Below are 26,433 nucleotides of genomic sequence, written 5' to 3'. Positions count from 1 at the left end.
GACCGCGCGCTGCGACATCAAACCGTGCTACTCAAAGCGGGCCGGCTACCCCTGACGAACGCCGTTCCTCGTGGACGCAGGAGACATCAATGACCAGGCGAACGCCGGACGAGTTGGACAGACGCATCCTGGCCGAGCTGACAAGGAATGCCCGCATACCTCACGCAGAACTGGCCGACCGGGTCCTCCTGTCCAGGAACGCGGTGCGCCAACGCATTGATCGCCTTGAACGCGACGGATACATCCAGGGGTACACCATCATCTCCGGCAGCGGTGACCGGGAATCCCCTCCCTTCTGCGCCATGATTTTCGTCTATCGCCATGACAGAATGCGTGGCGGTGACGTCATCCGCACCCTGAAGGAAATCCCGGAAATTGTCTCCTGCGACGTCATGAGCGGCGAGCTCGACCTGGTGATTCGAGTGGAGACGAAAGCGTCTGACCGTATCCAGGAAATCTGGTCGGAAATTACCGAGCTTCCCGGAGTGCGCGACACAATGACGACCGTCGCCTTGTCCACTGTGGTCAGACGGTAGAATATTTCGCGTACCCAGGCAATGCAAAACCGTCCTTCCCTTCATCGGGTAGGCGACGATCCTCGCGAGTTCGGCCACGGCCGCGACGAGTCCGCGCACGCCATGAAGAAGTACACCGATCTCAACTCCCAAGTCGCGTCTCCACCCATGGCCGTGATCGACGGCTTCTGACCGGGCTTCTCAGCCGTTGTGAAGCCTAGTCCGGCCCGGCTGGTTGGCCTTCTGGTGGCGAACCGTCAACACCCTGTCGGCGATGTGCCATATCGAGTCCGCCCGTTCCGCGAAACAGCGATCCTGGCTGACGTAGATCACCGTGCCCGGATACCAAGCGAGCACCCTGTCCAGGGCTTCTCCGCCCACAGTGGTTTTCGACTCCACCGCGTCGAGCAGCAGCACCCGAGGTCGGCTCCGGAGCGCTCTGGCCAGCGCCACCTGATTCCGGGCAGCCATCGACAGTCCCTGACCGCCCTCCCCTACCTTCGTGCGCAGGCCCTGCGGCAGCAACGCGGCGAGCGCTTCGTCCTGCCATCGACGCAATTCGGTGAACGTCGCGGCCTCGTCGGGCATGTCCTGTTGCCGGGCCGTACCCTCGCCATGCCGCAGGTTCATCTCCACGCTACCGCGCAGCAGGGGCAGTTCCGGACTGACCAGCCGGACCGCTTGCCGGAGCTCGTTCGGATCGCACCGGGCGATGTCCTGGCCGTCGAGCAAAACCGTGCCGCCGTCCGGTACATGCAGCCGCGCCAGAACGGCCAGCAATAGGGACTTGCCCACCGCCGCATCGCCCTGCAGGCACACCCGTTGCCCTGGAGGCACGACCACCGACGTGCCGCCCAGCAACCCAGAAATGCGTACATGTACCAGCTCCAGCTGCCCTGGACCGTCCAGCAGCGGCTCAGGGGCAGCCGGCTTGCACAGGCGAGCGGGGGTAGAGATCACCTCCGCGATGCGTCGCCGGGCCACCTGCGACAGCTGCCAGTACTCCTGCACCCTGACCAGAGAGGAGAGCGGTGGCCCCAGGAAGCCCGCGACCGGCATGAGGGAGAGCAGGGCATCCGGGCGGGCTCCTGCTGCCACCCCCGCGCCGATCACGACCAGACCGGAGCCGGTACGGGCGGCTTCCGCCACTGCCTCGAGTGCCCCGTTCAGCCGTGCCTGCGCCACCACGGCGTCGCTGAACTTCTGGCTACGCCGCGACAGGACCCGGCGGTCACGCGCCCCGCGGCCGAGTGACTGCATCACGGCGAAGTGGGTGGCGCGCTCGTTGACGAAGGCTGCGAGACGGCCGTTGTGGCGACGGGTCTCCTTCACCTTGTCACGCAGCCTCCGGCCCACCAGGGCCGCCGCGGCCCCGCACAGCAGGACCAGGACCGCCGTGGCGGTTCCTGCCACCGGCGAGAACACCGCCAGTACAGCCAGTGTGCACAGGACGAAAACGCCGTCCGCCAACAGGGTGGCGACACCCCGGCTGACCCACTGCCGCAGGGCAGTGGAGTCACCAGTGAACCGGAGGACCGTCACACCGACCGTCCGGCGGTTGGATCCCCATGCCTCGCTGTGGGATATCTGATCGAACAGCGCCAGACGGACGCTGTGCACATAGCTCTGTGCCAGTCGCTCCGCCAATGGCGGAGCGACTGCCTTGAGTCCGACGGCCGCCGCCGCGGCAACGGCGAGCGCGGTCAGCAGTGCCGCGGAGGGCCAGTGTGCGAAGGGCCGGTAGATACCCGTCATCCGGAGGCCGCCGGAGGGATGCCGCGCGCGGTCTGCCACCACATGAAGCACCACGGAGAAGGCGACCACACATATCGCCTGGCAAAGGCCGATCAGCGCCAACTGGACGGTCATCCGCCGACGTCTGCCCCCGAAGGTACGCGGCAGCCTGACCATGTGGCTGCCCCGCTCCGTCACGCCGTCGCTGCCGCAGCGTTCGTGTCGAGGGCAGATGTAAGTACGGCAGGCCCGCCCGGAACCCGGTCCGCGCTGAATTCGCGCGGGACGTCCGGTGCGGCCAAGATCGAGGAGGCCACGGCGGGATCGGCCAGCGCACCGGAGGACAGGACGGGGATGTCGAGCAGACGTGTCGCCTCGGCCACGGCCAGCGGCGCCGTCGTCACCAGGCCGCTGACTGCCACGACGGGCACCCCCTGGCCGGTCAGCATGCGTGCACCCGCGACGGCGCTCACCGCGTCCCCTGCCGCGAACACCACACGGTCCACTCCGTCGCGGAACTCAGAGGCTTCTACCAGGGCCGCGGTCTCGGGCTGCAGAATGCCGTCGGCGATCTCCAGTACGGCCACATCCACCTTGTCCGAGGCCAGTTGCTCGATCGTCTGACGCAGGATGGCGGCGACCTCACCGGCGTCCAGCTGATAGGTGCTGGGGTGCCCCAGATCGGTGAAGTCCATGACGCAGGCCGCGCCGGCGGCGGCCATCAGCCCGGGGTCGTTGGGAGATCCGGTGCCCGTCACCTTGGCCGCACCGACTCGGCGGCCGGCCCGTGTGAGTCCGCGAACGAGAGAAGCCACCGCAGTTGTCTTTCCGGCGTTCATCGACGTGCCGAGGACGGCGATGACGGGAGGCCGTTCGTACGGGCCCGAGGCCACGCGACGGGCAAGACTGCGGAGGTTGATGACCTCCTCGGACTCGTCGACGACCAGCCCGAGGGGTCGCACAGCAGTGGGATCGGCCATACTCGCGTGCCGTGACACCACTCTGGAGGCGATGCCGCCTGCTGCAGCAAGGTGGCAGGGGCCGAGATCTTCAGGTAGTTCCGCCTCGAACTGGTCGGGCGCGTACCGGGCACCGTAGACCAGCAGTACCTGGTCACCGACGAAGAGCTTGTTACGCGCTCCGTCGCGCTGTGCCAGGAACTTGTGCTGGCCTATGCCGGTGACCTCGCAGAGTACGACGTCCCCTCGCACGGGACGCCTCACTCGTGTGCTCACCCCGGCGTGCCGGGTCTCTCCGAAGCCGGCCTCGACTATTCGCCGAGCCGCGTACGAAACCTTTACCGAGCCATGGGTGAACCCATGTACGGACAGCAGGTCCACTGCTCATTCCAATTCTCGCGGTGAGGGGAATCCCGGCCGCAACCCGGCCAAGGGCATTCCATCGAAGCGGCAATCGAAGCGAGCGGATCAAGCACACCCTTTGTTGCTGGGCGAGTTCACTGGTCCATGGCCAACGCTTCGCGCACGCAGGGCAGAGAATATACGCTGTTCCAGCCATGATCCGTTTCAGGTCTGCGAAAGCAGGCGGGCGGTCAGCCCGGCCACCAGGGCCGATCTGCGGGGCATCTCGGTGATGAGGGCGTACTCGCCGTCGGCATGCGCGTGCCCGCCGACCGCGCCGAGGCCGTCCAGGGTCGGGATGCCGATGCCAGCGGTGATGTTGCCGTCAGAGGCTCCGCCGACGCTGACTGCGTGGACGGCTCCGAGCCCGAGGTCCATGGCGGTGGTGCGCGCCATGTCCATCAGCTTTGCGGATTGGCCCGGCTCCATCGGAGGACGGTTGGGGCCACCTTCGACGGTGACTTCTGCACGCGGCAACACGGGAGTCAGTGTGCTCATCCGCGTGTGGAGGGCGTCTTGTTCGGCGCGGGTTCGAGCCCGGACGTCCACGTGGAAGTATGCCTCGGCCGGCACCGTGTTGGCCGTGGTTCCGGCGGCGGCGAGGGTCGGGGTGACAGTGAGCCCGTCGGAGCCGAATGCGGCGACTGCACGCGCTTGCGCGGACAGCTCCAGGAGGGCGTTCACACCCTTCTCCGGCTCCAGGCCGGCGTGTGCCGCTCGTCCCGAGATCCGTACCACGTACTGGCTGATGCCCTTACGGCCGGTCTTGAGTGCGCCGTCCGCGCTGGCTTCCAGCACCAGTACCGCCCGTGCCCGGCTGGCGGCCTTTTCGATCAGCGGTCGGAAGACCGGCGAACCGATCTCCTCGTCTGTGGTCAGCAGCATGCCGGCTCCCGCAGGGGCACCGATCGCAGTCATGGCGTAGAGGCCTTGCACGATGCCGGCCTTCATGTCGAAGACACCAGGGCAGGAAAGTGTGGTCTGGGTACGCAGCGGCGTCGGCCAGTTGCGCAGGGTGCCGACGGGCCAGACCGTGTCGAGGTGGCCCAGCAGCAGCACGCCGCCAGGTTGTGGTTTCCAGTAGAGCGCCGGTCGGCCTTCGGCCTGGATCCGTTCGGGAGTGCGGCCGAGTAGGCGGGTGCCCAGTTCCGCGGTGTGTTCGGCGATCTCGGCCAGCTGGGTGAAGTCGTGTGATGGTGACTCGATGCGGCACAGGCCGAGGACGTCCTGGACCATGTCCTCGGTGCGCATGGTCAGTTCGTCGAGCAGGGTCACGGCTTGAGCACCTGTGTGGAGACGGTGAGTTCCTTCAGCACGTGGGGGATGGGTGCGACGCCGATGCCGGGGCCCTTGGGGATCTCGATCCGTCCGTCGGCGCTCATTGTGATCGGCTCGGTCAGGTCTTGCTGAAAGTACCGGTCGGAGGCAGAGATGTCTGAAGGGAGTGTGAAGTTGGGGAGGCCCGCGAGAGCGAGGTTGGCCGATCGGCCGATGCCCGTCTCGAGCATGCCGCCCGCCCAGACGGGGATTCCGGCCGCTGCGCACAGGTCGTGCACGCGCCTGGCCTCCAGGTAGCCGCCGACCCGGCCGGGCTTGATGTTGATGATCGCGCAGGCGTCGGCGCGGATCGCCTCGTATGCGGTCTGGGCGGAGACGATCGACTCGTCGAGGCAGATCGGGGTGCGGACGATACGGGCGAGTTCGGCGTGGCCTGCCACGTCCTCCTCGTCGAGCGGCTGTTCGATCATCAGCAGCCCGAACTCGTCGAGCGTGGCGAGGTGGCGGGCATCGCTGCGGGTGTATGCGGAGTTGGCGTCGACCTGCAGGCAGATCTGGCTGCCGAAGCGCTCGCGGACCGCTGCGACGGGCTCGATGTCCCAGCCGGGTTGGATTTTGAGTTTGATGCGTCGGTACCCGGCGAGCAGGTAGCTCTCCACCGCGCCGAGCAGGGCCGGAATCTCGTCGTAGATGCTGACGGACACGCCGGAGTCGACGTGGGTTGCGGTGGCGCCCAGATGGCTGCTGAGCGAGACGCCGGAGGCCTTGAGCTGGGCGTCGAGCACGGCCGTCTCCACTGCCGCTTTGGCCATGCGATGGCCGCGCACCGGCCTCAGGAGCGGGGCGACCAGGTCGGCGTTGACGCGGGTGGCGGCGAACAGGCGGGGCAGCAAGTGGTCGGCGATCACGCGGTGCGCGGCGTCGGTGTACTCGCTTGAGTACAGCGGGTCCGCGATCGCGACGCACTCTGCCCAGCCTTCGGCTTGGTCGGTGACCACGCGGACCAGCAGCACGTCGCGCCGTGTCTGGGTGCTGAAGGAGGTGCGAAAGGGCGACACCAGGGGGATGGCGACCCGTCGCAGTTCGACAGCCTCGATGTTCATCAACACTCTCCCTTTGTGTGCGAAGTTGCTTCGGTGGTCCGTGCCGACCGGGCGACGTCGGCCGCTAGTGCTGGGCATCCTCGGTGGGCGGGGTGAGGACGTAGGTGCCGTCCGCGGCCGCGGTCGTCCAGCGGTAGCCGGTGTGCATCAGCGGTTCCATCGCCTCGCGCAGCGCGAGCCGCCAGCGCAGGACCGTCGGCGGGTCGGCCGGCGGAGTGGGAGGTACACGTAGCCGCACGTCCGCGCCGGAACGGAAGGTGGCTGCGTTGCTTGTCGGCCACCCGTCGTCGCCGATATCCAGCAAGGTGACGTCGGGCGAGGGGGCCGCGCAGGGGGTGGGGCTGGTCCCGTCTTGCGTCAGGTACCAGTGGGCCAGAACTCGGTCGGTGGGGATGCCCCGGTTGAACCCGTCATTCATCGGCCCGTAGAAGTCCGCGTGGTAAGAGACACCCACGGCGCCGAGCCGGCCCAGGTTGAAGTAGGCGTTGTGGACCCGCAGCGGGTCAAACGTCCACGCTATCCGCTTGATCCCGCGCTCCAGGCACCAGTCGCGCTGGCCGAACTTGATCGCCCGGCCCACGCCGGTGCCTCGCCACGGTTCATCGACGCCGACCGCATGGGAATGGAGCAGTGATCCCTGAGCATCGCGGCCCTGGAACCCGACCGCCACGCCGGCTAGCCGCCCTTCGACGTATCCCCCCAGGACCTGCGCCCCTGCCTGGCTGAGCGCCCGCATGAAGGTGAACGGCACCGGTGGATTTTCCGCCTGCCACACCTTCGTGATCAGAGCTGTTGCCGCCTGCAGCTCCTTGGTGTCGGCCAGCTCCCGTATGTGCACTTCTGTGACCATGGACTGTTGACTTCCTCGTTGACTCAGGCATCGACGATCTTGCAGATATCGCCGTGGAAGCACATGGCTGTGAGACTCGACCCGCCTCGCACCGCCCAGGAGGCCCGTCAAGGTTGCCGAAGACGGCTCCTTCAGCGTTTGGGGGCGCCTGCTGACCTGTGCCGGCCCTCAGAGAGAGGGCTCAAGCAGCAACTGATGGCTACTGCCGCCTGATGCACAGCACCTTGGGCTGTGTCATCTCCTCGTAGGCGAACCGAACTCCCTCACGTCCCATGCTGCCGTACTTGAAGCCACCGAAGGGCATTCCGTCGAAGCGGTAGTCGGAGGAGTCGTTCACCATGACGCCAGAGGCGTCGATCCGCTCGGACACCGCCAGCGCAAGGTCGAGATTCGACGTGAAGACCCCGGCATGCAGGCTGTATTCGGTGTGGTTGGCCATGGAGACCGCCTCCTCCAGATCGGAGAACTCCTGGAGGACGACAACGGGCGCGAACGCCTCGTCGGACCAGAGGGCGCTGGTTTCGGGGACGTTCTCCAGGACCGTCGGGTGGTACAGGGATCCCACGCGTACATTCCCGCACAGGAGGTCAGCACCCGCGGCGCAGGCTGCTTCGACCATCGCATGGGCGCGCTCTGCGTGATCCTCGGTGATCATCGGCCCGACATCGGTGGCCTCGTCAAGCGGGTCACCGACGGCGAGAAGGAGGGTGGCTTTGATGAAGCCCTCACGGAACCGATCCATTACGGCGCTTTCCACCAGAATCCGCTGGGTCCCCACGCAGTTCTGACCGGCTGCCCAGAAGGCTCCTGAGACGCAGCTCTCGATGGCGTCCTCGATATCGCTGTCGGCCATGACGATGACGGGCGCATTCCCGCCCAGATCCATGGCGAGCTTCTTCAGACCCGCTGTCCTCGCGATGCTTTCCCCGGTGACGAATCCGCCCGTGAAGGACACCATCCGTACATCGGGTGCGCTGACGATGGCTTCGCCCAGTTCCGCCCCGCCCGTCGCCACAGTGATCACTTCGGCGGGGAGCCCGGCCTCGATGAGCGTGTCGACGAGCTCTATGGCCGAGAGGGGGGCCAGGTCGGAGGGTTTGAGTATGACGGCATTGCCTGCGGCCACTGCTGGCCCGAGTTTGTGCGCCACCAGGTTCAGCGGATCGTTGTAGGGAGTGATGGCCGCGATGATCCCGAGTGGCTCGCGGGTGAACCATCCTTGCCGGTTCTCCGAGCCGGGGAATGCGTCGAAGGGGATCACCTCACCCGCGTTGCGTATGGCTTCGTGGGCAGACAGCTTCAGCGTGTTCACACAGCGGGAGACCTCCTTCCGTGCCTGCCGGATCGTCTTTCCGGCTTCCTCGACGATCAGCCTTGCGAACTCCTCGGCGCGTTCGCCGACGAGGCCGGCTGCGGACTCCAGAATCGCGGCCCGCTGGTGCCGGGGCATAGCCCGGCCGGCCTTGGCACCGGTGCGGGCGCGCTCCAGGAGCGCCTCCACGCCGCGGGTGTCCATGTCGGGAACCGTACCGACCAGGTCCTGGTTGAACGGGTTGAATACCTGGGTGATCATTTCAGCAGCACTTCCGCAATCAGCTGGACAGGACGGAACGGGTGGTGGGCGTGGTCTTCGCCTCGTGAATGGCGATGATGTCGGAGAGAAGCGCGTACGCCGTCTCGAGGCGTCCCGCACCAGGCCCCGAGATCGTCACCACTCCGAGCAGGTCGGTGTCGAATGCCACGGCGTTGACGGCTCCGGAGACTCCGGCGAGATGGTGGCTCAGCGGCACAGCGTGGGGTGCCACCTGCGCGGACACGCTGCCGTCGGGTTCCCGTCGTGCTGAGCCGATCAGCTTCCACCGGGTACCTTCCGCGGCGGCCTTGTCGATGTCCTCGGCGGTCAGGGCAGAGATCCCCGTGCAGGGAACATCGGCCGGCGAGAGGCATGCGCCCAGGAGTTCATTGGCCAGAATGGCGACCTTCAGCCGCACGTCATGTCCTTCCACATCAGCGGTCGGGTCGGCTTCCGCGAAGCCGAGCTCCTGGGCCTCCCGCACCGCGGCGTCGAAGTCGAGCCCGCTTTCCATACGCCCCAGAACATAATTCGAGGTCCCATTGAGAATGCCCTCGAAGCCGCTCAGTTCCAGCCCGCCGAACATGCGCTTGACCAGCCGAATGACCGGTGTCCCGCTCATGACCGCGCCCTCGAACTCGAACGCCGCGCCACTTCCGGCCGCCAGGGCCTTGAGCTCTTCGGCCGCGAGTGCCACCGGCCCCTTGTTCGTGGTGACCACGTGCCTGCCCGACGTCAGGGCCCAACGGCAGTGAGAGACCGCGGGTTCCCCGTCCAGCGGATTCGTGAACGTCGCCTCCACGACGACATCCGCCGGCGCGTTCTTGATGACCCACTCGTTGCGCGGCTCCGGGCTCCCCCCCTCGTACTGCGAGAAATCCCCGTCTCCGGGGCCGAGCGCCAGAATGGCATCCAGGTCGACCCCGTCGGCGCAGACGATGGAACCCAGCCGGAGGTCGGTAACAGCGACCACGCGCAGTCCGAAACCGAGCTCCTCGCGGAGTCTTTCGTTCCGCTCCGCGACGATTTCTGCGAGCGCCCGATTGACGCCGCCGAATCCGATGAGTGCCAGGTTGTAAACGGTCATGGATGCTTCCGCCCTTCGACAGGTCCCGAAGTAGGACCTGCCAAGAGTCGCCCGTGTGGTTGTCATCCGTCCGCTGTCAAACCGCCCGACATCATGGTCGATGCGACCAGTCGCCGAGCGGTTCGCCCGCCGACCGGATGCCGGCCCCTGGGGAGTGTGTTCCAGTCGCTGGAACGAGAGGTAGGCGCCCTGGCCACACCCGCCTACGCTGGCGCCGACGACGAGGCCACCGAACGGGCGGACCAGCCCACGGTGGCGGCCCCGGCGTTTCTGCGCCATGGACGTCAAGGAGCGGTGAAGACCTCCGCCACCCTCCGGACGCAGGCCAACCGCCCAGCAACGTCTTCTGCGACGGAAAGGCAGGGACCCGACGTGCTCCAACGTCCGGAGTTGCCGTGGACCGCGTCCACGCCGGTTCATTTCGATGACACGAGCCAGGCGTGGATCGTCTGCTCCTACGCCAACGTCGAATCCGTACTGCTGCGGACAGCCGATTTCTCCTGGGAGGTCTGGGACCGGCGTATCGACCCCGTTTTCGCAGGCATGTGGAACGCCGACGGTCAGCGCCATGCCGCACTCAGGCGACTGTCCCAGCGCTACTTCCAGGCTCGGCGCGTCAACTCCATGTCCAGCATAATCGAGGACATCGTGAACGACCTGGTGGACGACATTCTCCTGCCCGGCACCGGCGAAGTGGATGTTGTCAACCAGATCTCCAACCGCCTGGGCGGCCGGCTGATGAGCGCCATGGTCGGATTGGATTTCGCCGATGTTCCACGCCTGATCACCTGGCGTAGGGCGCAGCAGGCAGCCATCAACGAGGGGCGCTCTCCGGCGATCCCGGAGATGTGGTCGTACTTCGAGGACCTCATCGAGCGTCGTCGCCGAAAGCCCGAAGGCGGCTTGCTCGACTATCTCATCGCCGCCCAACAGGAGGGATACCAGATAGAGGGGGCACCTCTCAGCGACTGGGATCTCATCGGATCGGTGTGGACCGTGGTCACCTCAGGACTTACGGGTGCGAATGTCGGCTACACACTGGTGAATCTCGCCGCTCACCAGCTGCTGCAGCAGGCGCGTCACGAACCGGAAGTAGCCTGGGGTGCGGTAAATGAATCCCTGCGCCTGTATCCGGGTATTCCCGTGATGCGTGTGCGGGCCCGACGGGATATCGCGCTGGGGGGTGTGTTGATTTCCAGCGGTGACTTGGTGCATGCCTGTATCTCCACGGCGAATATGGATCCGGGTCATTTCCCCGAGCCGGAGCGTTTTGATGTCACCCGGACACCGAGCCGTCATCTTTCCTTTGGTCGTGGTTCTCACCACTGCTTGGGCGCTCAATTGTTCAGCATCGAAGTACTGACGGCCGTCCGGGTCGTACTGGAGCGTCTCCCCAATCTCAGGCTGCATGCCGACAAGCCCCTCAAGCATCGCTATGGCGCGATGTTCGGCACTCTGCTCGAAGCTCATTTCCAGTTCGACACCCCAGGCCCTCGCGGAACAGGGCACACTGCGCCGGCCCATGCCGTGCCAGTCGGTGGGTGAGGCTGGCCGATGTGGTGTCAGAGCCGCCGAAGCCATCAGGCTCAGGAGGTGTCGGGCCGCGTTCCCACGGATCCGCCGCGAAGTGCCAGGGACACGGCGAAGGCCGCGCGTCGCGCGTCTGCCCCGGCTCGCTGCGGGTCCAGCCGGGATACCGAATCGCCGATGGCGATCGCTGCGACGGGCTGACCCGTAGGTCCGACGATCGGAGCCGCGGCACAAGCCACTCCGGCGACGTATTCTCCTCGGCTGAGCGCGAAGCCTTCAGCGCGAATCCTTGCCAGGTCCTGACACAGCACAGCAGGTGTGGTCATGGTCCTAGCGGTCCTGGCCTCGAGTGCCTGGCCAGCCGGAAGGACTCGCAGCAAGGCGTCCGCTTCATGGGCGAGGAGAGCCTTGCCTGCCGCGGTGCAGTGCGCGGGCGCGCGGTCGGTCACCCATGAAGGCGTCCTCACCGATCTCTGTCCGTGGATGCGTTCCACATAGACGACATCCGCTCCGCGCAGGATGCCCACGCAGACGGTCGACCGGTACTTCTCGTAGAGGTCGAAGAGGTACGGCGCCGCCGTCTTCCGCAGCAGTCCGGGCACCTGAGCCCCCATTCGCTCCCCGGGCTCATACTCCATCCCCACACGATGCACCAGGTGGTGGGCGACCAGTACCCGGAGCATGCGATGGATGGTGGACTTAGCCATTCCGGTCCGCTGGGCCAACTCTGTCAATCGCAGCGGGCGAGCCTCTGTCATCAGTATGTCCAGGAGGCCCAGAGCCCGGTCCAGAGCCATGGTCCCCGGAGCTGCTACCCGCCCCCTTGAAACGGAATTGTCTGTGGTCATGGAAACTCCGTCGGGAACGCTGCGTAGCCTGAGAAATTCAGATGGAAAATCGATAACCGCGCACGACTGATCGCGACCCGGCGCAGGCTCTCCGCTCCCAAAGTCCGATCACCGGGGAACTCCCTGAGTGAACCGAGAATCGACAAGACCTGCACCCACTACAACGGACGGCGGGCACCGTCCGGTTCAACGCCTACAAACCAGATGAAATATTCAGCCAATGTGTTGCGCACTGGCTGGAAGTGCTGCTTACCTGTGCCTCGGGCTCCACCTGGCCGGATCCTACGCACGGGCGGCCGGAGATCGCCACCGGCGCGTGAATGCGACGACTTCCGTTGGCCTTCGCTGCCACGCATGATCGCAACACCGTTCCGGTCACAATACGATCACCCGCGCCCTAAGGGGGATTGCATCACTCATGAACACGGGATCAATTTCATCTGCCCGCCACAATCAATGCGCATGCGATTGCACCAACCGTGAGCAGCGACCCCGGTTCGTCGTGGCGATGACCGGTGCGACCGGGGCCATCATCGGCATCCGGCTGCTGGAAGCACTGCGTGACCGGGAGATCGACACACTGCTGGTCATGAGTTCCTGGGCCGAGAAGACGATTCGGATCGAAACCGACTATCAGGTGGACGAGGTACGGAAGCTCGCTACCGCCGAATACCGGAATGACAACCAGGCTGCTCCGTTTTCCAGCGGGTCGTACCACGTCGACGGCATGGTGATTGTCCCCTGCAGCATGAACACACTGGCGTCCATTGCGCACGGAATCGCCGACAACCTCATCGCCCGGGCGGCAGACGTAATGCTCAAGGAACGTCGTCGCCTGGTTGTGGTCCCCAGGGAGACTCCCCTGAACTCCACTCATCTGCGCAACATGCTGACACTGACGGAGATGGGCGCACAGATGCTGCCGCCCATGCCTGCCTTCTACAACCTGCCCGAGAGCGTCGACGACGTGGTACGGCACATCGTGGCCCGAGTGCTGGACCAGCTCTCCGTGGACAACGACCTCACACCCCGGTGGGGCGAGACCCGAAGGCTGCACGCCAGTCCCACCAGGACCCGCCGCGAGAAGAGTGCCTCTTCCCCGACCCCGTCGGTGTGACAGCACCCGGACTCCGCGAGAGGCACATGCCTTTCAGTACCCGGTCCGACCGGCGAGTCCCTGTCGATCGCGGGCTGGGAATCGAAACGAACGGAAGCACATGTCCATTCAGACCGTGCTCACCGCCAAACTCGGCATAGAGCACCCCGTGATACTTGCCCCCATGGGCCTAGCCGCCGGCGGGTTGCTGGCACGCACCGTCAGCGAGGCCGGCGGCCTCGGCATGATCTCGGGTGGCTACGCCGACTACAACTGGCTGGCCGGCGAATACGCCGCGACCGAAGGCACCAAGGTCGGCTGCGGCTTCATCAATTGGATGCTGAAGAAGGACCCCAGCTGCCTGTATCGCGCGCTGGACGAGTTGCGTCCACCCGCCGTACTGCTCTCTTTCGGCGATTCTGGTCCCTTCCCCGAAGCGGTGAAGCGCTCCGGCGCACTTCTGATGATGCAGCTCCACACCCTCGCTGAGGCCGAGCGAGCGCTGGACCTCGGCGCGGATGTGATCATCGCGCAGGGTACGGAGGCGGGGGGCCATGGCATCGACAACCAAGCCACCTTCACGCTGGTCCCGTCCGTCGTGGATCTCGTATCGGATCGAGCCCCGGGCACACCGGTCGTCGCGGCCGGCGGTATCGCCGACGGCCGGGGCATCGCTGCCGCACTTGCGCTGGGTGCCGACGGAGTGATGATGGGCACTCGGTTCTGGGCGACCCGGCAAGCGCTGGTATCCGAGGCGGCCTGGTCACGCCTGGTGGAAGCCACGGGCGACGACACCGTGCGTACCAGCGTCGACGACGTCGTCAGTGGGCATGCCTGGCCGGCCCCGTACACCAACCGAGTGCTGCGCAACTCCTTCACCGACCGATGGCACGGCGCCGAAGAGGCGCTTTACGACCGCCTTGGCATAGTCCGCCAGCAGTACGAGCAGGCCCTCGAGGAAGGTGACTTCGATCTGGCGAACGTCCCCGGCGGCCAGAACGCGGGGCTGATCCACAGCGTGGAATCCGCCGACGACGTGCTGAGAAAGGCGATGTTCGAGGCCGAGGAGATCCTCGCACGGCTGACGCCGCGTCAGCCGTCGCAGCCGAGACCCGAACCCGCGGATGCGACGGCTTCCGGGGCAGCCGAGGGCGACACCCACGAAGAAGGAGCCTGAGCCTCCAGCGCGTGCAACCGGGTTGGACTCACCGAGACCGCGGTGCGTGAGTGGTCAGGCAGCAAGGCGCAACACCACCCCTGAACCACCCGCCGCCGCTTGACCCGCCCCGGTCGTACGGGACTTTCAGCCGACCCGCGCGCCCGTGACGCTCGCTGGTGTGGCGACGTCACCTACCCGCCGACCGAAGAGGGCCGGCTCCACCTGGCCGCTGTCATCGGCATCACCTCCCGCCGCACCGCCGACCGGCCCGCCGCCGACCACCAGCGGACCGAACTGACGGCCGAGGCTGCGGCCCCTTGGCGCACGCACGTTCCGCCCTGTAGCGGCGGCCGTGGCGGGGTGTCCCGGCGATCGGGGCACGGTGGTTCGGCGCGCACAGGATGTGGGGGTCCGTGAGATCGTGCATCGGTCGGGCCGGTCACCGTCGACGATCTCGCGAGAGCTGCGCCGGAACGCGTCAACGCACACCTACCGCCTCGGCCATCGGGCGTCCAGCGCGCGGTGGCATGCCGAGCGGCGCCGCAGCCGAATGCGGCAAAGCCGGTGTTGTGACAACCGGTGAGGCCGGGCAGTACACCGGGCACGAGTTCGCTACTCCGGCATGGGAGTTCGATGTCCATCCGCCCGTCGGCCGGACCGGCCGGCGCTGAGTCAACGCGCTCACCGGTCCTGGTTCGCCGCCCCCGAAACGCTGCCCGGCTCGGCCACCTTTCCTGGCCCAGCCGGGCAGCCGTACCCGCCGCGATCTTCTTTTGGATCGCAAGCCGGTACACCTACGAAGGGTCAAGTAATCGGATACGGAGGAACATGAACCGGCCCCGGTCCGTCGTTGGGGGATGGATGGACCGGGGCCCGCCGCGAGAATGCGCGAGCGAAGCCCGTCAACTAGGGGGGGAGCAGTCTTGACGGGTAGTCAGCCGACGCATGCTCTCGGCAGCCCGTAACTCGGCCACTGCGGGACCAGTGAGTGAGCCACGGGAGCATCGAATTGTGGCCGGTACACTCCGGAACCGGCCCTGTGGTGGAACCTGCATCAACTAGAACGGATGGAGCACCATTCCCGGTTCACCGTTCAGAAGGAGAAGAATTCGCGAGAGGAGCGGCACCCCGCAAACGCCCCACCCAAGTTACCCAAAACACAGAAGAGGGCCTCCCCGATCGACGGGATGGGGAGTCGGGGAGGCCGTGAACCCCGGCACGACGGCGTTCAAATAGAAACACGTATGGGGCCACCGGATCGGTTCACGGGCCACAGCGCCTATCGAGAGGCGAATGCGATGGCCGCGAGCCGGTGGGGCCGCTCAGAAGACGGACAACCCGCTGTGCGTGGTGAAGGCGTCTAGAGCGGCCACGGCAGCCATGGAATTGCCGGCGCTGTCCAGGCCCGGACTCCAGGCGCACAGTGCCGCCCGGCCCGGGACGATGGCCAGGATCCCGCCGCCGACGCCACTCTTGCCCGGCAGACCGACGCGATAGGCGAACTCCCCGGCGGCATCGTAGGTGCCACACGTCAGGAGCGTGGCGTTGACCTTCTTCGCCTCGCTGCCGGAAAGCAGGCGTGAGCCGTCCGCGAGGACACCGTGCCGCGCCAGAAAGAGGCCCGCGAGGGCGAGATCCCGGCAGCTCGCCGACAGCGCACACTGCGCGTAGTACTGCGCGAGCACCGTGTCCACCGGGTTCTCCAGGTTGTCGCAGGAGGCCATGAAGTGGGCCAGCGCCGCGTTGCGGTGGCCGTTCACCGCCTCGGAGAAAGCCACATTCCGATCCGTGTCCAGCGCCGGACTGCCGGCCTCGCGCCGGAGGAAGTCCCGTACGGTGATGCCGGCATCACCGGTCAGGGTCTGCAGCCGGTCGGTGACGACCAGGGCTCCGGCGTTTATGAAGGGATTGCGGGGGATGCCGCCCTCGGCCTCGAGCTGGATGAGCGAATTGAAGGGATTCCCCGAGGGTTCGCGCCCGACCCTCTTCCACAGGTAGTCCCCACCGTGCGCGAGAACGAGCGCAAGGGAGAAGACTTTAGAGATGCTCTGTATCGAGAACGGACGCTCCCAGTCGCCGACCCCGTACACCTCCCCGCTCACTGTGGCCAATGCCATACCGAATGCCTGCGGATCGGCGGCCGCAAGAGCGGGAATGTAATCAGCGACGCGCCCCTGGCCTATGGCTGGGCGAGCGTCACGCATGGCGGTGTACAGAAGGTCCTGGTAGTTCACGCGGTGATTATGCACAGGAGACCGGCGAACAGGGAGGGCGTCGGGGTGCCAGCGGATGCATTTGTTAAGATTTTCTCTTCATTTTCCTTCGCTTCGCTTTCCACTGAACTGTTCGACCGTCCGGCCACGTAGTAATTGGTGGCCTTCCGCCTCTGGCGGGTTACCGGCCGATGGCTGTGTACGAGGCTGAGCCCGGCGGCCACACGAGTAGGCACACGCTCACAGCCGCCGGGCTGCACGGAATCCACGGGCATAGAACCCGTCGCCGTCCAGCCAGGCGGTACCGCCGAGGTCACCGAAGGTAGGGCCATTGGCCTGTTGGCGACTGGACAAGAAACGCGGGTGGCCTTCATTGTCCGGCCCGATGTACATGCCGCAGTGGTTCAGCAGGTTCGGTTCGAAATTGCGGGTCGCGAAGAACACGAGGTCGCCCGGCTGGAGCGAGTCGAGCGCCTTGGGGCGCTCGTGTGTGTCGGGGATGATCACGACGCCGGGCCCGTAGGCGGCTATGGCGTAGGCCCGGCGGGGCAGTCCGATCCCCGGTGCGTCGGAGTCGTGCATGGCCAGACCCATCCGATAGCCCCACAACAGACGCATGAACCCTGAACAGTCGACGTCTCCGTAGCGGCCCTTCTCCGGGGACTTACGAGTACCGTCCGGAAATGTCCATGGAACACCGAGGTAGTCGTAGAAGTCGGAACGCTCGTCCCTGGTCGAGAGGCCATGCCCCGAGGACTGGGACACCATCGGCCCATAGCGGGCACGGCCCGCGTAGCGCACACCGTCTGAGTTGAACCGGTCCGGTGCACCGGTGAGGTATTCCATGGCGACGCCGAGGACGTCCGGACCGCGGTTCGCAAGGGTCCGAGGGAACCAGGTGCGAAACCAGGCAGACGTCTCCTGCCCACGGGCCCACGCGGTCGGCATCAGGCGTACCCAGCTGTTGGAGCGCACTACGGCTCTGGTGGCGCTCGGTTCGGTGAAGTTACGGAAGGGACCGGTGAAAACGGCGGTTCTCGCTCCGTCCGTGAGTGTGGCCAGCACACTGCCGTCGTCAGCGAGCACGAGCGTACGATCCGGCGACGACGTCCGCTCGTAACGGAAGGCACCGGCGCCGGTCCCCGGGATGTCGGAGGGAGGATCCTCACCCGATAGTGCGATGGTCAGTTCCCCGGCGAGGGCGGCCAGCAGGCCGGCCCCGGCCACCATCCCGAGGACGTTGCGGCGGCTCGGCGCGCCGCTGCGGGGTGTCGTGTTGTGCATGTCAAAGCCTTGGCAGACATCAGGTGGGAGGCGGTCACGCTGTCGGCAGTGCGCCGAGCAGGAGCCCGGTGGCCACAACGACATAGGTGGCCAGGGTCACGGCCGTGGTGGAGATGACAGTCGCTGCAACGGGCTGCCGGACCAGCTGGTAGGCGATGAGTCCGGGGACGATGAATCCCAGCGTCTGGGTGGTGTACAGCATCGGGAACTCGTGCTGCAGGATCAGCATCAGGGTCGCCTGCAACAGCACGGCGGTCAGTACGACGGCGGCGAACTGTCGTTTGCCGTAGAGAATCACGACTCGCTGCATCAGTTTGGTGATGCCCAGGGTCAGGACCGTGATGGCGATCATCAGGAGGGCGCGTTCCACGTCGGTGGCAATGGTCAGCGCCAGCCAGCCGGGACTGATCATGCCGCCGGGTGAGAGGTTGGTGGTCAGGTAGCAGATCAGTGAGAAGGCCAGCCCGAGGGATATGCCCAGGGCGGCCATCTGCGGCGTGAGGGTTGCGGAGATCACGAGGGGTTCCTCATCAGCGGCTCGTTCGGGTACAGCGTCTGGTCCGGCACGGTGTGGCGTGGCCCGGACGGCTCGCGCGGACCAAGGGCACTCGGGGACGAGGTCTGTTCTGCACGGCTGTCGTCGCCGATCAGCTGGGCGAGTTGCTCCAACAGCAGTTCGCCCTGCCCGTGGATGTTGCCGACGGCGACGAGCGAGGAGTCCGGGCCCAGCTCCGCAATCAGGTCCCGGGTCAGCTCCGCCGGGTCGCGGCTGTCGCCGCCCAGGTCCACCACCCGGCCGGACCACTGTGCGGGGATGCCGTCACGGGCGCTCTTGGTGGGGTGGCCGATCAGGAAGACGGTTTCCGGATCCAGATCGGGCACGATGGCACCCATCTGGCCGTTTCGCTCCACTCGGTCCGGGCGACAGTTGATCACGACATGCAGGGGTCTCCGGATCGCGTCGCGCTCTTCCAACTGGCGCACGTTCATCAGCGTGGACTCGGGGTCGTTGGCCGCGAAGACATTGGCGAAGCGCAGCCGCTTCCCGTCCGGCGTGCGGTACCGCTCCACGGAGAGCACCCCTGGGTCGGGCGGCGCGTCCCACATGCCCTGCAGCGCCGTTTGCCGGTCCACACCGAGCAGTCCGGCGACCGCAAGCGCGATGGCCACGTTCTCCTTGAAGGTGAACCAGGAGAAGCCGCGCAGCTCCTCGTCGGTCACCGATTCGGGATCCACGGCGATCAGCAGGCAGTCCCGACTGGCCGCCTCCTCGCGCAGGATGTGCAGCCGATCCTGTTCCGCGGTGATGCAGACACCGCCCACGGGCATGGATCGCGACAGTGAGCGGGCCACGTCGTCCAGCGTCGGCCCCATCTCGGCCAGATGATCCTCGCGGACATTGCACAGCACACCGATGGTGGAACGGATCAGCTTCTCCTGGTTGATCTCCTGCAAGGCCGGCATGACCGCCATGCATTCGATCACCAGGGCGTCCGGCCGGTAGGTTGCCGCCCGTCGGACGATGCCGATCTGCTCCACGACGTTGGCTATGCCGAACTTGCGGTACACCGGTTCCTCGGTGGCGTCCGGGTGAATGAAGCGGGCCGCAGTTCCGGTGGTCTTGGCGACGGTGACCAGCCCGCCCCCGCGCAGCGCCCCGGCGCACAGCCGGGTGATGGAGCTCTTGCCGCGGATGCCGTTGACCAGCACCCGCACCGGGATGCTTTCAAGGGACGTGTTGTGCCGGTGCTGCTCCAGCATGCCCGAGACGAGCAGACCGACACAGCAGAACAGCAGGACGTAGTACAGGAAGACCATGTTTCACCAAACCTTCAGCCCGGCCAGGAAGCGGCGGCTTCGGCGGGGTTCGCCGAAGCGCCTCTTGCCCTGTCGCGCTCCTGCTCCGCGAGCTGTTGCCGGATCAGTTCCAGGCTTCGGCTGACCGAACCGATCTCGTCGTGGTGGATCGGGTACAGGACGGTGCGCCGGTCCCCGGCGACGAGGCGCTCGGCGTTGGCTGCGAGTGTGCGCAGCGGGCGTACCACCACGAAGTACAGCCATCCCAGACCGACGGTGGTCGCGGCGAGGCTGAGCAACCCGGCGAGCACGGTGCGCCATTGCGCCTGATAAGCGGCCAGGTCCAGCCCATCGGCGTCTTCGGAACTGACGAGCTGCCACTTCAGTCCTGCGGTGGCACCGGTACTGGGGAGTGGTGCGCCCGCGACGACCGCCGGGTCCGTGCCATCGGTCAGCGCACCCATCCGTCCTCCCTTGGCAGCGAGGGCGGCGAGCTCGCGCTGAGGGAGCGTTTCAAAGGCACGGAAGCCGGTGTTGGCCGCGAGGATCCGCTCCCGCTCATCGACCAGCCACACCCGTCCGAGCGCGGGGCGCGTCAGGAGACGGCCGAGGACCCTCTGATCGATCTCTCCGACAAGCGTCGTGGGGGCGTGGCCTGCGCCGTGTGTCGCCGTCCCGATGTACGCATAGGCAGCGATGACTGGTACCCGGCCCGAGGCATTGACCAGGGACACCCGTCGGCCGGACGGTGGGTGGGCGAGGGTGGCCAGGGGGGTCTCTCCGACCTGGACCACGACTCTGCCCGCTCCGTTCACTACGTACAGCGAGCGAAAGATCTCGCGCTTGGCGGCCAGGCTTTGACCCAGAACGCCCTGGAGTCGGGCATCGGACAGCCCCCTCAATGCGGTGCCCACAGAGGCCAGATCGGTCTGAGCCTGCTTCAACGACCGGCGGATCCGGTCCGCTTCGGTGTCAATCCGCGCCTGCTGGTCGGCAATGAGCTGCGCCGGGACGGCCCGGCCGGCAACGGCCCGGTTGACCGTGACCAGCAGCGGACCCGACCAAGCCGCCAGTAGCACCGCGCAGTAGGCGATCAGCGCCCTGCTTCCGGCCCTGCGGAGCACGGGCAGCGGCTTCGGCGCCGTCCCGTGCAACAACTGGCGGCGCAGTGACTCCAGCGCCCGGCCGATCCGTGCGGGCTCACCCAACAGCGGTATCCGTACCGGCCGCCGCAGGTCTCGTTGGGACGACCCGCTGCCGCTGATCCGGGCAGCCGTCAGGTGCAGCCGCAGCAGGGGGCGTTGGAGACCGAGAACGAGCAGAAGGGTCACCAAAACAGCCAAGTCGATCAGTGTGCCGGCGTTGCCGAAGGCGAACTGGAAGTACCCGGTCGCCTTCGCGGTCTGGACGATGGGCACCGACGTCAGGACGACCAGCCCCAAGGGACTGATGCTGTCAGGCCTGCCGTCTGCGGCGCTGCCGTCGGCCCCGGGTGCGACCGCCGCCCATCCGGCCGCCGTACGGCGGCCGTCCCTGACGGGACCGAGCAGGCTCCCGGACGCTGCTGTGACACGGTCGGCCGCGGCGGCGCGCTCAGCGGCGGCGGACAGTTTCCGGTCGACGGCGGCGAACTCCGCCGAGGCGAATCCGGCCGTGGCCAGCGGAGTACCCGTGCGGTTGACCAACTGCACGACCCGCCCGGAGCCGTGGACGGGCGGCAGGCTGAGCGCGGCAGAGGTGACCAGCAGCCATCCGTGCCCCTTGGCAGCCTCCATCTGGACGAAGAGGAGCAGGCGGGGTTTTCCGCTGCCCGATGAGGCGAGTCGCAGTGCGACTCTCGGGCCCGACGGCAAGGACTCGCCTTTGCGCAACGGCACCTGCTCCCCACGCGCGGCGAGCTGCCTTCCGCTCTCGACATCGACGACTGCGCTGCCCCGCCAAGCGCGGCCCGAGACGCTGAGCCCCTTCAGCGCGGCCACGGGATCCTTGGTACCGGCAGCGGTCAGGGCCTCGGCGGAACGCCCCAGGGCGCTCATGTCTCCCCGGATTGCGTCACGGAGCCATGCGGCTCCGTCGGCGGCGATCTGCTCCTGGGAGTCGGTCACAGCCCGAGGCACGTCGCCGTCGCCGACCCCGCTCAGAGTCAGCGCGGTGAGAGCACTGACAGCGAGCAGCATGCACAACAACGCGGCGATGGGCGGGCGGACACCGCCGAGCAGCGGCATATCGCTGCGGAACCGGGCGATACGAAGACGGCTCCTCAGCCTCGAACCGACAGCGCCCAGCAGCGGCACACCGACACGGAAACGGTTGATACGAAGACGGCCCTTCAGCAGTCTCGTCATACCGACCACCGTGGTGAAACGTGTTTCGGCGGGTTCGGCACGGTGCTTCGGCATACCCTTCCCTCCCTCCCTCTGACTGGTGATGAACTTTCCACCGCTCGTTCCTCGTGACCTCAAGGCAGACAGACCTTCGACGACCCCGACGGGTGTCCGGTGGGCGGCCTTGAGTCCGGCGGACGAGGTGGGGAACCGCGCACGCCGCAGTGCACCCGCACCACACCGCTGCGGTGCGCAGCATGACCGTCAGTTGTCACACTCTTCTGTACGGCGGGCTCGGCCCCAACGGTTCGATCAGTGCCGACACGGGCCTTGTGGAGACTCTGGCCGTAGGCTTGTTGCCTCGCCCAGTGGGTTGGCGTCACTCACCGTGTTCTGCTGCTGTTCGCCTCGCGGACTCCCGCACGAGACCATCGGCCATGTGCTCTACGACTCCCGGATCGTCGCCTGAGTCTTCGTCGGCCCCATACGACTCATGGTGGATGAGGCGGCTGCCCCACCCACCATGAGGTGACACTTGTGTTCATCGGTCCCCGGAGCCCCGGCGACATCCATCGTCATGACGGGCCAGAGGGGGCCCGGAGCGCTGGTGGCCACATGACATCAGATGCCGGACGACGGACCTCAGGTGATCCCGGCCGACAATGAAGGCCACTGGCGGATCCGCACTCAGGGCTTCTCGAACTGGGTGTTGTTCGATGCCTCCCCATTGCTCGTCGTGGGGACGCCGACCGTCAACGACTTGGCCGCCGCAGGCGACTTCGCCGAGGTCTCGCCAGTGGAGCCGCCGGCGTGACATGACCCGTCGTAGAGAGGCGTGCTGTCGACGGGGAGGTCGGGATCCGGGTCGACAACGATCGACTGTTCGCCCGGCTTGGTGCTCGCCTGCTCGCACTGGACGATGCCGTCGTCGTTTGCCGAGCCCATGTACAGATCGACGTGGTTGGCTCCGCAGTCCGCGCAGCTGTCCTCCATCACGAAGTACTTCTTCAGGGCCGGATAGTAGATCTTGGTACCCGGCTGGTAGCTGCCCTCACCAGCCGCGAAGGTGATCGGGTCGTCGAAGGTACCCGTCCCACCCGCCTTGTCGTGGACAGACGGGTTCGAGATCTGCGTGCTGCCCCCCGGGTCGTTGTCCGCCGCGCCGTAGAAGGTCACATTCACGTCGGCTGCTTCCGACGCCGAGGCGTCGGAGCCCCCCAGCAGGCCGAGTACCGGCCCGAGGGAAGCAGCCAGGAACAGGCCCGCGTAGGACCACCGCTTCATTCGTCCTCCTGGTGTAACACCCATTGCTTGTGCGCTAATTCGGGAACGGTGTCGAAGAGCTCCGTGGTTCACGACATACCAACCCGGGCCCATGCCGGGGTAAACCGGGTGCGTTCGAGGCACGGAAGAGCGCCCTCCCGCGCCCTGCGAACGGGCGGCGTAGACCGTGACGGGCAGGAGCACGGCGCTGGCCACCTCAGTGGGGCTGCGGTGGACCGACGGCGGGCAGGTGCTGACCCGGTGCCGGGAGCGCTCGCTCCGGAGTCGCTGTCAGCTCGGTGCCCGGTAACGCCCCGGCCGCCAGTGACGGAGCCGCCCGCGTGGAACCACGGCCACGGCCAGCGCCACCAGCGCCACAACACCCGCGGCGAAGCCCCCCACCATGGCGGCCAGGCGCTCGGCGGAGTGGTCCGGGCGCGGGGGCATGGCCAGTCGCGGTCCAGCCGCGGCCGGCCGGGGCGAGGGGGAGGCGCTGCGTTCTTCCGGGAGTATGGAGGCCACCGCGCCGACCGGGTCCACGCAGCCGTAGCCCAGTTGTGCCTGTGGCAGCGCGGTGCCCGGGGCATAGGCTGTGGCCTTGAGCCGGTGCACCAGTTGGTCGAGCGTCAGCCGGGGACGGTAGTCGAGGACGAGGGCGGCGGTGCCGGCCACGAACGCGGTGGCGAAGCTGGCTCCCGTCCCGGTGAAGTAGCCGCCGCCCGGGCCTGCGCTCATCACCGTGTCACCGGGCGCCACCAGATCCACCGGCGCTCCCTGGGCCCCGTTGCCCAGCGGCTGCCCGCCCGCACCGATGGCTGCCACTGACACAACTCCGGGGTAGGCCGCCGGGTAGACCGCGCCGGACGAGGCCTGGGTGTCCATGGTGGCGGGGGCGACCACCAGCAGTCCGTTGTCGGTGGCCCGTCGTACCGCCTGCCGCAGCGCCTCGCTGCCGGTGTCGACGGCGACCGCGACGTCGATCACCTGTGCTCCGGAGTCCACGGCCGCGTTCAGGCCCTTGGCGATCAGGTTGGCCGTGGTGTCGCCGGTGACATCGGTGACCGACACGGCGAGGATCCGGGCCTTGGGCGCCATGCCGGAGAAACCCGCTCCCTGCTGCCGGGCGCCGGCGATCAGCCCTGCCACGAATGTGCCGTGCCCGACGCAGTCCCTTCCGACACCGTGGGGGTCGAACACACTTGGGCCGTTGGAGAGCCGGCCCTTCAGTGCCGGTGCGTGGGCGTCCACCCCGGTTCCCACCACCGCGACGGTGACGCCCGCCCCTTGGGTCAGTCTCCATGCCAGTTCCGGCCGCAGGTAGAGCTGCGGCCAAGGCACGCCACGGATCTTCCGTGCCGCCCCCTTGGTACAGCCTTCGCCCGCTCCTGGCAGCCTCTGGGAGATCTCCGGCAGGGAAGCCGCCGGGTCGGGCCCCGGAGACGTGGGCAGGCCCCCCTCCGCCGGTCGGTGACCCAGCGCGGCAGCCGTCACCGGAGGGGCGCACAGCAGCAGCAAGAGCGAGAACACGGGGACGGCGACGCAGGTCCGCCAGCCACCGGGACCGCGCCGCGGGACCGGCACCTCATGCCCTACCTTCACACATCGCTCCTTTTGACGTACTCCCTGGCCTAAAGTCCAGGGATTCCGGCCTGGGTCGTCTGACCCTTCCGGGGGCTTCCTGCTTCAACGCGCTGTGCGGGCACGTGTGCCCGTCTTACCGGCGCTCCACAGGCGTTTGGCGTCTCCACCCGTCCGGTGGCGACGATTCGGCGTCCTTCGAAGAGGACGTTGCGGGCTGCGTTGTGGTCGCGGTCGTGCACGGTGTGGCACTCGCCGCACGTCCACTGCCGGACGTGCAGGGGCTTGGGGCCGTCCCTGAATCCGCAGGCCGAGCAGACCTGAGAGGAGGGGAAGGCCCGGTCCACCTTGGCGAAGGTGCGGCCGTGCTTGAGCGCCTTGTACTGCAGCATGCCGACGAATGCGGACCATCCCGCGTCGTGCACGGACTTGGCGAGCCGGGTGCGGCCGAGGCCTGACACCGCGAGGTCTTCCACGTACACCGCTTGGTTGTCGCGAATGATCTGCGTGGATGCCTTGTGCTGCCAGTCCCGGCGCCGGTCCGCCACTTTGGCGTGCTGGCGTGCGACCTTGATGCGGGCTTTGGCCCGGTTCTTCGATCCCTTGGCCTTGCGGGACAGCTCCCGCTGAAGGCGCTTGAGCTTCTTCTCGGCCCGGCGCAGGAAGCGCGGGCTGTCGATCTTCCGGCCGTCGGACAGGACGGCGAAGGCGGACAGGCCGAGGTCGATACCGGCGTCGGTCTCCGCCTCGGGGAGGATGTCCGGTTCGGTGTCCACGACGAAGCTGAGGAAGTACCGGCCGGAGTTGTCTTTGGTGACGGTGAGGGACGTGGGTGGGGCCGGAAGCCGACGGGACCACTTGACCTTGAGGGTACCGACCTTGGCCACGTACACGGTGCCGTCGTCCTTCAGGGAGAAGGCGTTGGTGTTCAGGCGGATCGATTGCCGGGTGTCCTTCTTCGACTTGTAGCGGGGCGGCCCGACCTTGCGACCCGGCCGCTTGCTCCTGAGGTTGTCGAAGAAGTTCTTGTAGGCGGTGTCGAGGTCCCGGAGGGATTGTTGCAGGACGACCGCTGACACGTCGGCGAGCCAGGCGCGTTCCTCCGTGCGCTTGGCCTGTGTGATGCGAAGTCGAGACAGATCCGCTGACTTCACGTATGGCAGCCCCGCCGCGTGCGCTCCCTTGCGGTCGCGCAGGCAGTCGTTCCACACCACGCGGGCGCATCCGAACGCCTGGGCCAGCGCACGGCGCTGGGAGGCGTCCGGGTAGGCCCGGTAGTTGTAGCGGAGCTGCATGACCCGGATCCTAGTACGATTGGTCTCATGGATGGCAGAAACGATTACAGGCTTGGTAGGCATGTAGTTTCGGCGATGCACGTGCACTTGGTCTTCGTGACGAAATACCGGCGTGGAGTCTTCAACGACGAGATACTGACGCGCTGCGAAGAGATCATGCGCAAGGTGTGCGAGGACTTCGAAGCGGAGCTGAAGGAGTTCAGCGGCGAACGCGATCACGTCCACCTCCTGGTGCACTACCCGCCGAAGGTCGCCGTCTCCAAGCTGGTCAACAGCCTCAAGGGCGTCTCCGCCCGCCGGATACGGCAGGAGTTCACCGGCCGGATCAACCACGCCATCATGCACGAGCACCTGTGGTCACCCTCCTACTTCTCCGCGTCGTGCGGCGGGGCGCCGTTGGCGATCGTCCGCCAGTACATCGAGCAGCAGCAACGTCCGCTCTAAGGTGCACGTCAGAGCAGTCTTGAGATGCATTCATCCCCGGCGTGAACGCCGGGGCTTTCTGCAAGGAACCCGGTAAGGGTGAGTCGACTCCGCACCCGCGC

The 26,433-nt window shown here is 66.9% G+C and carries 21 protein-coding genes and 1 pseudogene; 6 read left to right on the top strand and 16 right to left on the bottom strand.

Annotation, left to right across the window (positions count from 1 at the left end; translation table 11 throughout):
- The first annotated feature begins 89 nt into the window (after positions 1-89).
- The gene (locus FB157_RS43895; RefSeq protein WP_145886938.1) at positions 90-536 is read left to right on the top strand and encodes an Lrp/AsnC family transcriptional regulator; all 447 of its coding nucleotides are present in this window, start codon (positions 90-92) and stop codon (positions 534-536) included.
- A gap of 180 nt (positions 537-716) precedes the next feature.
- On the opposite strand, the gene FB157_RS43890 is transcribed toward FB157_RS43895, so the two are convergent.
- The 7 genes from FB157_RS43890 to FB157_RS43860 form a co-directional block, all read right to left on the bottom strand.
- On the bottom strand, positions 717-2,384 hold the full coding sequence (locus tag FB157_RS43890; protein WP_186581952.1) for an ABC transporter ATP-binding protein: 1,668 nt from the start codon (positions 2,382-2,384) through the stop codon (positions 717-719).
- 59 nt (positions 2,385-2,443) lie between these two features.
- A complete protein-coding gene (locus FB157_RS43885) occupies positions 2,444-3,460 on the bottom strand; it encodes a DUF1611 domain-containing protein (protein WP_145886936.1) in 1,017 nt (338 codons plus the stop codon).
- 315 nt (positions 3,461-3,775) lie between these two features.
- Positions 3,776-4,885 (bottom strand): M20/M25/M40 family metallo-hydrolase, encoded by a 1,110-nt coding sequence (locus FB157_RS43880; RefSeq protein ID WP_261386948.1) that lies wholly within the window; start codon positions 4,883-4,885, stop codon positions 3,776-3,778.
- Positions 4,882-5,991: an o-succinylbenzoate synthase gene (gene menC / locus FB157_RS43875; RefSeq protein WP_145886934.1), complete on the bottom strand. Its 1,110-nt coding sequence runs from the start codon at positions 5,989-5,991 to the stop codon at positions 4,882-4,884. Before menC ends, FB157_RS43880 begins: the two co-directional genes overlap by 4 nt.
- Before the next feature lie 64 nt (positions 5,992-6,055).
- A complete protein-coding gene (locus tag FB157_RS43870) occupies positions 6,056-6,841 on the bottom strand; it encodes a GNAT family N-acetyltransferase (protein ID WP_145886932.1) in 786 nt (261 codons plus the stop codon).
- A gap of 199 nt (positions 6,842-7,040) precedes the next feature.
- On the bottom strand, positions 7,041-8,414 hold the full coding sequence (locus FB157_RS43865; RefSeq protein WP_145886930.1) for an aldehyde dehydrogenase family protein: 1,374 nt from the start codon (positions 8,412-8,414) through the stop codon (positions 7,041-7,043).
- 19 nt (positions 8,415-8,433) lie between these two features.
- Entirely contained in the window at positions 8,434-9,501 is a 1,068-nt protein-coding gene (locus tag FB157_RS43860; protein ID WP_145886928.1) for a homoserine dehydrogenase, read from the bottom strand.
- Between the two features lie 294 nt (positions 9,502-9,795).
- Here FB157_RS43860 and FB157_RS43855 point away from each other — a divergent pair, with 294 nt between their 5' ends.
- The gene (locus FB157_RS43855; protein WP_186581951.1) at positions 9,796-11,046 is read left to right on the top strand and encodes a cytochrome P450; all 1,251 of its coding nucleotides are present in this window, start codon (positions 9,796-9,798) and stop codon (positions 11,044-11,046) included.
- A 41-nt stretch (positions 11,047-11,087) separates the two neighbouring features.
- On the opposite strand, the gene FB157_RS43850 is transcribed toward FB157_RS43855, so the two are convergent.
- Complete coding sequence (locus FB157_RS43850; protein WP_261386950.1) at positions 11,088-11,828, bottom strand: IclR family transcriptional regulator; 741 nt, start codon at positions 11,826-11,828, stop codon at positions 11,088-11,090.
- Between the two features lie 559 nt (positions 11,829-12,387).
- On the opposite strand from FB157_RS43850, the gene FB157_RS43845 reads away from it, so the two are divergent.
- From FB157_RS43845 to FB157_RS47805, 3 genes and pseudogenes are all read left to right on the top strand, one after another.
- Positions 12,388-12,996 carry a UbiX family flavin prenyltransferase gene (locus FB157_RS43845; protein ID WP_222441028.1) on the top strand — a complete coding sequence of 203 codons (609 nt, stop codon included), beginning with the start codon at positions 12,388-12,390 and terminating at the stop codon, positions 12,994-12,996.
- Positions 12,997-13,096: 100 nt separating this feature from the next.
- Positions 13,097-14,152 carry a nitronate monooxygenase family protein gene (locus tag FB157_RS43840; protein WP_145886920.1) on the top strand — a complete coding sequence of 352 codons (1,056 nt, stop codon included), beginning with the start codon at positions 13,097-13,099 and terminating at the stop codon, positions 14,150-14,152.
- Between the two features lie 373 nt (positions 14,153-14,525).
- Positions 14,526-14,711 (top strand): annotated as a pseudogene (locus FB157_RS47805) (helix-turn-helix domain-containing protein); the annotation flags it as partial.
- A gap of 745 nt (positions 14,712-15,456) precedes the next feature.
- On the opposite strand, the gene FB157_RS43830 reads toward FB157_RS47805, so the two are convergent.
- From FB157_RS43830 to FB157_RS43795, 8 genes are all read right to left on the bottom strand, one after another.
- Positions 15,457-16,368: a glutaminase gene (locus FB157_RS43830; protein ID WP_222441026.1), complete on the bottom strand. Its 912-nt coding sequence runs from the start codon at positions 16,366-16,368 to the stop codon at positions 15,457-15,459.
- Between the two features lie 219 nt (positions 16,369-16,587).
- On the bottom strand, positions 16,588-17,577 hold the full coding sequence (locus FB157_RS43825) for a C40 family peptidase (protein ID WP_261386947.1): 990 nt from the start codon (positions 17,575-17,577) through the stop codon (positions 16,588-16,590).
- 88 nt (positions 17,578-17,665) lie between these two features.
- Complete coding sequence (locus FB157_RS43820) at positions 17,666-18,148, bottom strand: poly-gamma-glutamate biosynthesis protein PgsC/CapC (RefSeq protein WP_145886916.1); 483 nt, start codon at positions 18,146-18,148, stop codon at positions 17,666-17,668.
- Positions 18,145-19,449: a poly-gamma-glutamate synthase PgsB gene (gene pgsB / locus FB157_RS43815; RefSeq protein WP_145886914.1), complete on the bottom strand. Its 1,305-nt coding sequence runs from the start codon at positions 19,447-19,449 to the stop codon at positions 18,145-18,147. The genes FB157_RS43820 and pgsB overlap by 4 nt, the downstream gene beginning before the upstream one ends.
- Positions 19,450-19,463: 14 nt before the next feature.
- Positions 19,464-21,827, bottom strand: coding sequence for a HAMP domain-containing protein (locus FB157_RS43810; protein WP_261386946.1), 2,364 nt, complete (start codon positions 21,825-21,827; stop codon positions 19,464-19,466).
- Between the two features lie 612 nt (positions 21,828-22,439).
- Positions 22,440-23,036, bottom strand: a complete 597-nt coding sequence (locus FB157_RS43805; protein WP_145886912.1) for a hypothetical protein — start codon at positions 23,034-23,036, stop codon at positions 22,440-22,442.
- A gap of 270 nt (positions 23,037-23,306) precedes the next feature.
- Positions 23,307-24,353 (bottom strand): S8 family serine peptidase, encoded by a 1,047-nt coding sequence (locus FB157_RS43800; protein WP_186581949.1) that lies wholly within the window; start codon positions 24,351-24,353, stop codon positions 23,307-23,309.
- A gap of 290 nt (positions 24,354-24,643) precedes the next feature.
- On the bottom strand, positions 24,644-25,888 hold the full coding sequence (locus tag FB157_RS43795) for an RNA-guided endonuclease TnpB family protein (RefSeq protein WP_145886909.1): 1,245 nt from the start codon (positions 25,886-25,888) through the stop codon (positions 24,644-24,646).
- 27 nt (positions 25,889-25,915) lie between these two features.
- Between FB157_RS43795 and tnpA the strand changes: the two genes are divergently transcribed.
- Positions 25,916-26,332 carry an IS200/IS605 family transposase gene (tnpA, locus tag FB157_RS43790; RefSeq protein WP_145886907.1) on the top strand — a complete coding sequence of 139 codons (417 nt, stop codon included), beginning with the start codon at positions 25,916-25,918 and terminating at the stop codon, positions 26,330-26,332.
- Positions 26,333-26,433: the final 101 nt, after the last annotated feature.

Origin of the sequence: Streptomyces sp. BK340, assembly GCF_007827595.1 — a bacterium.
Classification (GTDB): Bacteria; Actinomycetota; Actinomycetes; order Streptomycetales; family Streptomycetaceae; genus Streptomyces.
Note: the sequence above shows the minus strand (reverse complement) of the source record. Positions and strands in the feature narration are given on the sequence as shown.

Excerpts from the sequence above, each read along its gene's own strand:
- FB157_RS43895 (WP_145886938.1), top strand. The coding sequence starts at position 90 with ATGACCAGGCGAACGCCGGACGAGTTGGACAGACGCATCCTGGCCGAG.
- FB157_RS43890 (WP_186581952.1), bottom strand. The coding sequence starts at position 2,384 with ATGACCGTCCAGTTGGCGCTGATCGGCCTTTGCCAGGCGATATGTGTG.
- menC (WP_145886934.1), bottom strand. The coding sequence starts at position 5,991 with ATGAACATCGAGGCTGTCGAACTGCGACGGGTCGCCATCCCCCTGGTG.
- FB157_RS43870 (WP_145886932.1), bottom strand. The coding sequence starts at position 6,841 with ATGGTCACAGAAGTGCACATACGGGAGCTGGCCGACACCAAGGAGCTG.
- FB157_RS43865 (WP_145886930.1), bottom strand. The coding sequence starts at position 8,414 with ATGATCACCCAGGTATTCAACCCGTTCAACCAGGACCTGGTCGGTACG.
- FB157_RS43860 (WP_145886928.1), bottom strand. The coding sequence starts at position 9,501 with ATGACCGTTTACAACCTGGCACTCATCGGATTCGGCGGCGTCAATCGG.
- FB157_RS43850 (WP_261386950.1), bottom strand. The coding sequence starts at position 11,828 with ATGGCTCTGGACCGGGCTCTGGGCCTCCTGGACATACTGATGACAGAG.
- FB157_RS43845 (WP_222441028.1), top strand. The coding sequence starts at position 12,388 with ATGACCGGTGCGACCGGGGCCATCATCGGCATCCGGCTGCTGGAAGCA.
- FB157_RS43840 (WP_145886920.1), top strand. The coding sequence starts at position 13,097 with ATGTCCATTCAGACCGTGCTCACCGCCAAACTCGGCATAGAGCACCCC.
- FB157_RS43825 (WP_261386947.1), bottom strand. The coding sequence starts at position 17,577 with ATGGTGGCCGGGGCCGGCCTGCTGGCCGCCCTCGCCGGGGAACTGACC.
- pgsB (WP_145886914.1), bottom strand. The coding sequence starts at position 19,449 with ATGGTCTTCCTGTACTACGTCCTGCTGTTCTGCTGTGTCGGTCTGCTC.
- FB157_RS43810 (WP_261386946.1), bottom strand. The coding sequence starts at position 21,827 with ATGCCGAAGCACCGTGCCGAACCCGCCGAAACACGTTTCACCACGGTG.
- FB157_RS43805 (WP_145886912.1), bottom strand. The coding sequence starts at position 23,036 with ATGAAGCGGTGGTCCTACGCGGGCCTGTTCCTGGCTGCTTCCCTCGGG.
- FB157_RS43795 (WP_145886909.1), bottom strand. The coding sequence starts at position 25,888 with ATGCAGCTCCGCTACAACTACCGGGCCTACCCGGACGCCTCCCAGCGC.
- tnpA (WP_145886907.1), top strand. The coding sequence starts at position 25,916 with ATGGATGGCAGAAACGATTACAGGCTTGGTAGGCATGTAGTTTCGGCG.